This is a genomic window from Nostoc flagelliforme FACHB-838, assembly GCF_014698065.1.
In the GTDB taxonomy this organism is placed as follows: domain Bacteria; phylum Cyanobacteriota; class Cyanobacteriia; order Cyanobacteriales; family Nostocaceae; genus Nostoc; species Nostoc flagelliforme_B.
Window position 1 is genome coordinate 1 of sequence record NZ_JACJSI010000200.1, and the last position, 10,668, is coordinate 10,668.

Annotated in this window: 6 protein-coding genes; 2 read left to right on the forward strand and 4 right to left on the reverse strand. The window is 39.0% G+C overall.

Annotated elements, in window-relative coordinates; translation table 11 throughout:
* Positions 1 to 219: 219 nt before the first annotated feature.
* On the forward strand, positions 220 to 1,269 hold the full coding sequence (locus H6G97_RS37040; RefSeq protein WP_242055805.1) for a CHAT domain-containing protein: 1,050 nt from the start codon (positions 220 to 222) through the stop codon (positions 1,267 to 1,269).
* Here H6G97_RS37040 and H6G97_RS37045 read toward each other — a convergent pair.
* The 3 genes from H6G97_RS37045 to H6G97_RS37055 form a co-directional block, all read right to left on the reverse strand.
* Positions 1,230 to 2,108 carry a hypothetical protein gene (locus H6G97_RS37045; protein WP_190945694.1) on the reverse strand — a complete coding sequence of 293 codons (879 nt, stop codon included), beginning with the start codon at positions 2,106 to 2,108 and terminating at the stop codon, positions 1,230 to 1,232. The two genes, H6G97_RS37040 and H6G97_RS37045, sit on opposite strands and share 40 nt — an antisense overlap.
* A 159-nt stretch (positions 2,109 to 2,267) precedes the next feature.
* A complete protein-coding gene (locus tag H6G97_RS37050; protein ID WP_190945696.1) occupies positions 2,268 to 4,220 on the reverse strand; it encodes a protein kinase domain-containing protein in 1,953 nt (650 codons plus the stop codon).
* Positions 4,217 to 5,668, reverse strand: coding sequence for a helix-turn-helix domain-containing protein (locus tag H6G97_RS37055; protein ID WP_242055806.1), 1,452 nt, complete (start codon positions 5,666 to 5,668; stop codon positions 4,217 to 4,219). Before H6G97_RS37055 ends, H6G97_RS37050 begins: the two co-directional genes overlap by 4 nt.
* 895 nt (positions 5,669 to 6,563) lie before the next feature.
* Here H6G97_RS37055 and H6G97_RS37065 point away from each other — a divergent pair.
* A complete protein-coding gene (locus H6G97_RS37065) occupies positions 6,564 to 10,250 on the forward strand; it encodes a plasmid replication protein, CyRepA1 family (protein WP_242055807.1) in 3,687 nt (1,228 codons plus the stop codon).
* Positions 10,251 to 10,371: 121 nt separating this feature from the next.
* Here the strand turns inward: H6G97_RS37065 and H6G97_RS37070 are convergent.
* Positions 10,372 to 10,668, reverse strand: a 297-nt coding sequence (locus H6G97_RS37070; RefSeq protein ID WP_190945698.1) for a tyrosine-type recombinase/integrase, incomplete at its 5' end; no start/stop codon positions are given.

A 10,668-nucleotide genomic window follows, 5' to 3' on the forward strand; every position in this document is an offset into this window, starting at 1 on the left:
AGCGACGCTCGCCTCCTCCCCCTTCCCTCCATACGATTATCATTCTTATTAAGGATGTTTTGAGTATTTTAACTGATTGACAAAAAGCGCTTTATCTTAACCTTTCACCGATGATCCTCTCCTAATCCTGATTTAAGAAAAGTAATACAGATAAACGAAGGGTTACAGATAGCACGGTTAGAAAACTTTCTTAGATGTGGCAAGCTTGACCTTGTTTCTTTGAATCAGCTTCAGAACCTGAATAGCACCCCAGCAGTAATTCACATAATTGATTTAGAGGGTACTATAGAAGTAATTGCTCAGTCAACAGATGGCTCACTTCACCACTATTCTATTGATTCTAAGCTAGTTCGATTCCAGATAGATCATCTTTTAGAAGCTTTACAAAATGACAAACTTTCTGAGGTTGCCGAAAGTAGCATTACTACTTCTTCTCAAGGAGTTTATGAAAAACTAATTGCACCAATTAAAAGATATCTACCCACATCAGGAACACTCGTATTCACTTTAGACAAATCTTTTCAAAGCATACCAATGGCATTGTTATACGATGGAAAACATCATTTAATAGAGCGTTACAGTATTGCAGAAACTTTAGGTTCCAGAATTAGACAACCTAGAGTCTTACATGAGAACCAGATGATAGCTTTAATAGCTGGGTTATCACAATCTAGCCCCAGTTTTACAGATCCGAATGCACCTAAAAACATGGGAAATTTGCTCCCATCTAAACAAGAAATAGCAAATGTAGAAAAACAAACTAAATCGTCAGTCGCCTTGTTAGATAAAAAATTTACTCTTAAAAGATTCACAGAAGAACTAACTCAAAAGAATTTTCCTATTGTACATATCACTACCCACGGTCAATTTAGCTCTGACCCACTCAAAACAGTACTGGTAGCCTATTATGACAAGCTAATTAATATTAGAGACTTTGACAGCTTAATCAGAGGTAAAACTGAAAATAGTCAAGATGCAATTGAGTTACTTGTTCTCAGCGCCTGCGAAACAGCTAAGGGCAACAAGCAGTCAGCAATGGGTATTGCGGGAATGGCTGCCCAAGCAGGTGCGCGTAGTACTGTTGCTACTTTATGGCGCGTGGAAGCCGATTCTACCGCTTTGCTTATGCAAGAATTTTATAAAGGTTTGAACAATAGTTTGCCAAAAGCAGAAGCATTACGCCAGGCGCAATTGAGTTTACTGTCAAATCCTAAATATAAAAAGGCTTATTATTGGGGTGGCTTCGTATTGGTTGGAAGTTGGTTGTAAAAATTCACTAATTTTAACCCTGATTGGGCTTTTTGTAACTCTTTGGAATTTTTACTGCTTTTTGCTAACTCAACTGCTTTGATGTATTCGGGTTTCGCCTCGTTTGGTAACTTGGCCTTCAGATAGCGATCGCCCAGTACTCTGTAAAGAGTCGGATTTCGGCTACCAGTTGCTGTTGCCGTTTTTAACATTTCAATTGTTTCATTCAAAAGATTTTCTGCCGTATAAATAGCATCTACGTCTTGAATAGTTTCATCTGGAGGTAGCCCTAAATCTTTGATGCGTTTAATCTTTTGTGCAATTTGTTCTTGCGAGGCTATAGACAATACGTTCACAAACGTTTCATCATAGCTAAAAGCTTCACCATCTTTATAAGCAAAAACATATATTGTATATGGAGTCCCAGGTTGAAATTCTTTTTCATCACTTGGATAGGTAAGCTTAGTTTGATTTACAACTTTCTCCCATCCAAACTCGTAACTTTTTACTTTGACTTTGTAAGAAGTAGCACCCTTAACATTAGCCCAAGTTATTTCGGGACGGGAATTCAATGTTGATGTGCTATGAGGCGAAATGATTATTGGCTCATCGCTCCCTTCTGCGCCACTTTTTCGTATGCGACAAGCATTAGTATTGTTTGGATTGCAGGTAGGTAAGGTTTCTTCAGCTTCTGCACATTTATCAAGAGGAACAGTTCTACTAGATAATTTTAAAATGTTTCCAGAACTAAAGCATAAAAATTCTACATAATCACCATTCAAAACTTGTATTGTATCTCCCTTACAAATTAAGCTCCCTGCTTCCAAGTGCTTGTTACCCTTACTTATTATCCTTCCCATTGGGGGATCGCAATGAACCTGATTTCTTCTTACTCTTATGAGCGGTACATTTGCTAGCAACGGTAGATGAATTAGTATTAAAGAAGTTAAACAGCACATTCCTCCAAAACATATCAGCTTTTTCATTGTTTTACAAATATAAATGGCTTGAGCATCTTATCATTTATCAAGTATGCGATCTAGCAGTTCTTGTCTCCAGCGAAACACTTCTGGTAAACTAGATTTAGTCAAGATACAAGCATCTATATAAACTCTGGCGTAATTAAATTGACCTAATGATTCTTGCACTTTAGATAGCAAACAATATGCATCTGTTCTTTCGCTATCTAGCTTTGTCGCTTTTTCTAAATATTTTTCGGCTTCAGTTAACTTATTTTCCATTAACCTTGCCCATCCTAAATCTTTATACAACGATGCTTGTAATTCCCTATTGTTAGTTTTCTGCAAACCTTTTAAAGCTAAAGTAGCTGCTGCTCTATAATCCCCCTTTTTATTTTTCAATCTTGCCAAAGCAGCAACAGCAAACGTAGCTTTATCGCTACTTCTAATAGCAATTTCATATTGCTTTTCTGCTAAATCATATTCTCCCTGCTCATCATAAAAATCACCTAATCCATAATGTGATTCCCATTTGTTAGGTTTTAACTTAAAAATTGTTTCGTAAGTTTTATTAACACAATTATAGTCATATAACTGCTGACACGCAATTGCTAAATTATTATAAGCAGTATCGTCTTTAGGGTTGTATTTTATCGCTAACTCGTAATTATTTCTAGCAATTTTTGGTTCATTTTGATGACGCAAACCTTGCTCAAAATAGAAACTGGAGATTGAATAAGTTAACTCATGATTAAAACTGACTGCTCCTTGAAAGGTTTTATCAGCTTGAACTAACTGATTTTCTTTATAAGCTTTTTTTCCTTGGATTAAAAGATAATCTGCTACTACAGTATTTAATTTAGAATTTAATTGAACTGCTTTTCTAAAATCATTTTTAGTTTCATCAAATTTACTCTCTTGGTAAGCCTTCTTTCCTTCATTCAAATAATAATTTGCTGCCAAAGGGAGAGAGCTATATATTATACCGAATAGACCGAGGACTCCCAATACTCTTAAACTAATTTTAAATAATTTTGATTTAACTAATCGCTCAATTTTTGCTTGAAGTGGTAATCGTTCTAATCTCTGAATTATTACTTGAGTACTTTGCGGCCGTTGCCCTGGAAAAGGAGCCATCAAATCATCTATCAAATCAGCAATATTTTTATCTATGTGCTGTGCTTTATCTCTCCAAAGTAATTTTCCTGTTTCATCGTCGCTCTTAATCTTAATCAGAGGAGTTCCAGTTACTGAATATACCAGAGTTCTACCGAGCGCATAAAAATCTGATTGTGGTACAGCTTGCCCATTAATTTGCTCCAGAGGAGAATAACAAGCTGTCCGAACAGATGTTACTTCATAACCCAAACTAGTACCCGTGCTAGTTCCTCCACTAGTACTAACTTTTGCCAAATATGTTTTTGTAATTTCTCTCGCACCTCCAAAATCAACAAGTGCTAGTTCTCCATTCGGTTGACAAATAATATTTTCTGGTTTTATATCTCTATGGAAAAAACCAGAACGATGAACTAGGTCAAGAATCTCAATTAATTGAAACAACCAATCGTATGCTAATTTTTCCGTAATTTTTCCATAAGATTCTATCCACTGCTTTAAATTCTCTCCTTCAAACTTTTGCATTACTATACAAGGCAGCTTGAGGAGATCGTTATTTAATGTAAAAGTAAAGTAATCTTCTCTATAACACTTAGGAATTCCAGGATGCTTAAAGCTTTGTAATATTATGGCTTCCCTATGAAATAACTCTGCGTATTTAGTATCATCATCCCAATACAATACTTTCAGTATTCTTGTTTGAGATTCTGACGAATGTATCCCAATATCCTCTACCTCAAATACATCCGTATAATTAAATCTGCCATGTATAAATGTTAACGGACGAACTAAACGAATACGCCCGTTGATTAGCAAGGGATTACCACAAGATAAACAAATTTCTTGCTCATCAGGATTGTGGCGTTCCTTACAAAAAGGATTTATACAGTAACTCACAAAATATTAGCCGTTTGTGTAGATTTTTTGGGTTTATTAGACTTTTCATGAATTAGCCCAAGAGGATCAATTAAGATGTATTTTTTTATGACTGGTTGTAAAGTATACCTGGTTTCTTTTTTATCTTGATACTTGATCCTTTCAACTAATGAGCGTTGTTCTAATATATCTATATCTGCCATAATTTCAAAAATAGATAAACTTAAACCTAATTGCTCTTTTAAATCATCGATTAGTTTAGTGAAAGATACAGGAGTTGAATTTTCTTTTAATTCGTTCGCTAAGTAAATTAATATTGTTTTTTGAAGATTATTCAAGAAACCATTTGGCTCAAATTGCTTGTGTAGCATTGCTTGAAATCGAGAGCTAATTACAGTAGTTCTATATTCAAAAAAACTTTCAATGTTTCCTCCAAAGAAACGATGAATCTTCTCCGCAACTGCCTCTAGCTCTGATGGATTTCCTCGGTAAGTCTCAACCAACTCTTTGCATTCTTTTCCTTGTAATCCTTTATTATGTAACATTTCTATTGCTGCGCTTATTTCTAATCCATCTAACTTGAGAGACAAAATAGGTAAATTTATAGCAAAATAACTAAATTCTTTTAAAGGTACTTGGGTTGCAATAATTGTGCAACTCAATCCCTGTTCTTTGGTGATCCCACTTAAAAAATCTTCAAATTCTATTTTGTTTTCAGAAAATCCCTCTTGCACTAAAGCTTCAAATCCATCTATTACTAATAAACATTTGTGAAGAGAAAGTTTTTTTGAAAGCAAAGAAACTTTAAATCTAAAAGATTCATCGTTACCTTGGTCTATATCAAAAACTTTAATTAGCTCTGTAACTATATCATTGATAGTTGAAGTTCTCTCTACTTTTTTCCAAACAACATATTCATATAGGTTTGAGTTTTCAAAAAGTATTTCTTCTAGTAACTTTACAACTAAGGAACTCTTTCCAACTCCTCCAACTCCAGTTATAGATATACAACGCTGTTTAAAAAGTATAATTTGATTTTTTAAAGAATTGATTTCCTCTTGTCGCCCATAAAAATATTCTATTTTCGGTAATTCTCCATAAATCTTAGTTTTGCCTACTAGGGAATCATTGTCTAGGTACGATACTTCTAACCTTTTAAAATAATCCTTCTTTGCTAGTTTAAGTAAAATATCTTTCAAATTTGCTTTTTTTACCTTTCTCCCTACAACTTTTGTAAGCATTATCCATAATGGCGGCCCAACTTTTTGCTGTAAATAATACATTCCATACCCAGAGCTACACGCAATCTCATTGTAATCTTCAGCTTTCCAAGCTCCTTTAATTACAACTTTTTCAGCTTCTGTTAATTCTTTTCCAGTAATTGTCAATACTTGCTCTTCTAAAATTTCCAGTACTTTCTCTATATCTATCTTGTCTAAATTGTTACTTAGTACCATATTTAAAAGCAATTATAAAATTACTACTAATACTTTACATTTACATCGATTTCGCTGACAACATCTAAATTATCTAATCTGTTACAAATATTAATTCAAGTTTAGATGTGTAAAATGGCGTTCTAGGATATATGATTAAGTTGCTACATTGATTAGACAGAAGTAGCGTACGCAAAACATGTCTAAACAGCAAAAATACGGAAAATCTGAAGTAAGAAAATAAATCTTACCTGATACCAGATACTAGATCCTCAAACTTCTGTAAGATCAAGCTAGTTGAGCGGAAACATGGAGGTGAATATACAAAACTGCCAAAACTTAACGCACAAAGCGCCACTAAGGAGTAGCGCTTTGTGCGGGTCTTAAATTCCATATAACCTCAGAGCGGGAGTTGATCTCGAAGGAACAAAAGAAGCGGTCATTAAAGTTTGCCGACTGCGATTACCACTAAATTTGTTTGAGAGTTAAATCCGCGCTGCTTTCCTTATTATATAGGGTGTCCATAGAGATTCCGCAATTTCTTATGGTAAATTTTTGCTGTCGAAATTCATCAGGTTTAGGTGAAATTAAGTTTTGTTAAGAATAATCTAGAATTTTGTAGTTAAAAGAAGTAGCAGCGCGAATAACAGTTACCAGTTATCAGTCATCAGTCAACATTTGATAACTGTTAACTGTTGACTGATAACTGATACAACCCCCTCTGAGCTTGTCAACCAAGTAATCAGGGGAAAATCATGGCGAACAGAGAACGCCCTAAGAGCGCTCTAAAAGAGCGTATGCGGTCGAATGCAACTTTCGCACGGCAATTTTGTGCTGCGGCGAAGGGGAATTTTCGGAATATCCAATCTAGAACAAGAGTTTCGCAGATAGACACAGTTCTCCCCAAAGAATTGCAAGGGGAGAACCGATGAACGCAGCCACAACTGAATACCCAAACAATCTCACGGCTGCCCAATACGATGAGCTAACAGTTGGTAGTGCGATTCATCCGGCGTTGATTAAGCGCAACTTCTTCCACATCGAAGGAGAATCAGTCTACGACTACCTGTTCATCTCCGATAAAATTCCGCGCAAAAATGCAGGGCGAGTCACCGATGGATACTTAAAGCTGTATCAACATTTGCTGTTGGGTGGGACGTGGATTCAATCACTTGACCCGTTTAAAAACTGGCAACCGATGGACTGGGGGCGGATTAAGCCCAACTTCCCGCGCTTTGATTGGCAAACAGGTAAACCAGTTAAATACGAGTCACCCCCTAAAACCGCCAACCGCGTTACCTATTTCGATGTTCCCAACTGTATTTTGAACCTCGTTGCACGCCGCTACAGCGTTCCCGATATTGCACAAGTGCTTTTTGCAAAACGTGGGAAAAAACTAAAGGTTAAAAGTCGAAACAACGCTGCTTCTCGCAATGCCGCTCTCTTGCCTTCGCTCTTGCAACTAGGACAAACTACGGCAATCTTAACGCAAATCGCCCAGTTAAGTTACCGAGTAGCACTGTGCATAAAAGGCATACTCAATCCCTTAATATTCTGGTCATGGGTTCGGCAGCAGAAACAGAAGAACATTGACTTTCAACAGAAAGATTTACAAATCACTTTCTGGGAGTGGGTAAAGCAACATCCAGAGATTACGATTATCTTATGCGAAGGCGAAAAAAAAGCCGCTTGCTTGCTTTCTTTGGGGTTTGTAGCGATCGCACTTCCGGGAATTTGGAACGGGCGCGTGGGCAAACAGGATTTTGATGAACGGTTGCATCCTGACTTAGTACCAATGGCTCAGGCGGGACGCAAGTTCATAATTCTTTTTGACCACGAAACAAAAGCTAAAACCAGGTGGTCGGTGTTTCAAGCCACTGTCCGCACTGCCAAAGCGATTGAGGCAGTAGGTTGTGAATGTGAAGTTGCATTACTGCCGGGGCCAGAAAAAGGTGTAGATGATTTCGTGGTATCTAAGGGTGAAGATGCCAATGCCCTGCTGACTGCAATTATAGACGATGCCAAATCACTTGCCGATTACCAACGTTCGTATCGGGCTAAGAAATGGGGACTAAGTAAATATAAACCAGATGTCACAGTCAATATTAAATATTTGACCCAAGCACTCTGCATTCCGGATCTGGAGGAGAAATGTTCATCTGTCCCGCCACTTTATGATATTGCAGAAGAAAAATTGTTTACCCCAAGTGTTAGCTCTACAAGCTGTGGAGAGGGAGAAGGAAAACAAGAGTTAATAATTTCTGACTGCCCTGACCACAAACCCAGTACCCAAAATCCCAAAAAATCCTTCCGTTTTCCAGAAATTGGATTAGTCGTATTGTGGAGCGACATGGGCACTGGTAAAACTGAACTCATGCGCTGGTGGCGTGACCAAAATCCTAATGCCAGATTTCTCAACAATGGACATCGGGTTAACTTGTTGAAAAATCTTGCCGAACGCTTGCGGACGGCGATGTATTCCGACTTGGGTTACACAGGTTTAGCCCAGTCCCAAGCCCTTAGTATTACTATTGACAGCTTGCATAAGCTGAATACTCAGTCTCTCACCTACGGCTGCATATTTATAGATGAAGCTTGCCAATACCTCACCCACTTACTGCATAGTAATACTTGCAGACAACACCGTGCAGCAATCCTAGAAGTACTGGAATATATAGTATACAACGCGCCGTTAGTGGTGATTGCCGATGCACACATGGATGATTTAACGGTAAACTTCTTTCTTGCAATGCGACCACTCGGTGAAGTACCTTACATCATTAAAAACGAATGGCGAAACGGTTCACGCACAATTTATTGGTACGAGGGGGATAATTCTAGCGCTCTAGTCGCCCAAATCTCGGCAGCGCTGATGCTTGGTGAGAAAGTTATGGTTGCAAGTGACAGTAAGCGTTTTATCAAAAAACTCGACAAATCCTTTACTATCAAATACGAAGAATCTAACTCCGAAAAATCACATACACAAAAAAAATGTCGTATCTGGTCGGTTCACTCTGACAATTCTGGCAGTGATGAGAATGTCGCTTTCATCAAAGATATCACCAACGCCGTCAAAAACTTTGATGCCTTGTTCACTTCCCCTAGCCTGGGGACTGGTGTCGATATTTCCGAGTATCATTTTGATTTAGTGTTCGGTGTCTTTCACGGCGTTTCCCAAACTGCTACTGAGTGCGCCCAACAGCTTTACCGCTATCGCCCGAAAGTTCCATTTCATATTTGGGTGGCCCCGCGTCCTCCCTTTGGTTACAAGGATACAAACGCATCCAAGATTAAAGAGCGCTTGCTCCAAACCAATGAAATGACCGCTTTTCTGTTGCGGATTGACAGAGAAACGGGTAAGCGGGGCGCAGAGAAAGATTGGGCGCTTGAGGCTTACTGTCAAATCCAGGCTAACCGTCACTATTCTCTCAATAATTTGCGCGATGATCTGCGATCGCTCCTCACCGAAATGGGCAATACATTTATATATGTGGGAAATGATTCAGATCCTCAGTCTCTCGAAAGTCTAAAAGCAGCAGCACAAGCTTTGGATAGTGCCCACAATTCGGCTGTTGCCAAGGCTAACAATATTACTTTGAGTGAGTACCGTGCCCGTCAGAGCAAAGATTACCTTGACCCTAATGAAATTTTTGAATGCGAAAAATTCCGCATTTCTGATTCTTACGGCATCGAAGTAACCGAATCACTCGTAGAAATGGATAAAGGTGGTCGCTTAATTAGAGCAATTGCTGGACTTGAGGCCATTTTAGCCCCAGCCGAAGAATCGTTTACTGACCCCAAAACTGGGCAAACTTATCCTACGCCACCCCAAATTGTCGCCCAAAAAGACCGCAATGAGCGGGACAATTTACCTTTGTGCATCGACTGGGGCAATTACTCCGCACGGTGGCTGGCGCGGTTTAATCTGGGGCTGCATCAAATTCTCACTTCTTTAGTGAAGGGTGATGAAGTTACTGCTGACGATTCCACCTTACTCAAGATGACGGCGATCGCTAAAAATTGTGCTGCTCACGTCAAAGCAATTCTTGGGTTTACTATTCCCCTAGACTGTAAACCTATTTGGTTGCTAGGCACTCTTATAGAGCAGCTGGGGCTAAAACTGACTTTCCGCAAGCAGGGCAAGCGCGGTCAACAGGTGAAACTTTTTTCTTTATCTAAAGAGGAATTAGAATTTGCAATGCATGTAATTGCTCATCGCGTGGAAAAGCGTAATCAAAAAGAAAATCGAACCTATTACGCTGCTCAAACCCCTGCTGCGTATAGTGTAAACCCCAATCAGCAGCCCGTATCCACACCCCCCCCTAATGCTATAGGGAACTCCCATTGCCAAGGGGAGGATACTACCGTTTATGTTCCGCCCCAAACTGACCGGATTACTCTACTTCATTGCGTGGAAATACTTCGCTCTGGTATTTCTCGTGGAGTTGAGGCAATTAAAGGCATTCTCAAGCGATGGGTTGAAGATTTGCGCTGGGAGACAGTACTGGAACTTGAGGCGATCGCCGCGAGTGAACTGCGGCTTGTCGAGGATCAAGTCCCGGAATTTTATGCCTTGCTGAATGAAGAGGTATTGCCGATGGAGGGGGCTGGCTAGGGAAAAATCCCTTTGGCTATTTGAAAACTGTTTTTTGTTTCGTTTCCGGTAGCAATCAATGCCACTGGTTCTTATTTATGCTGCATTTTCACTCGTTTAAGTCTTAGAGTTTATGTAAATATCAAAGATCCATCAAGTTTAAAGCGCTACTGTCATTAGGTCTAGCCTTGAGATAGCGATCGGTGATGGCTAAATTGGCATGACCCAAAGTTTCTTTCACCAGCACTGGATTTGTCCCGCGCTCAATGGCGTGAGAACCGTGGGCATGACGTAACCACTGAGCCGAAACAAGTTCGCTTAATCCGGCTTCTTGTGCAATTGCTTTGACAATCGGGTGCAAGTTTTGACGGTCGAGATGTCCCCCTTTTTGACTTCGGAACACTGCGTCTGTAGATAAAGCTTGACCTTTGAACTCCAT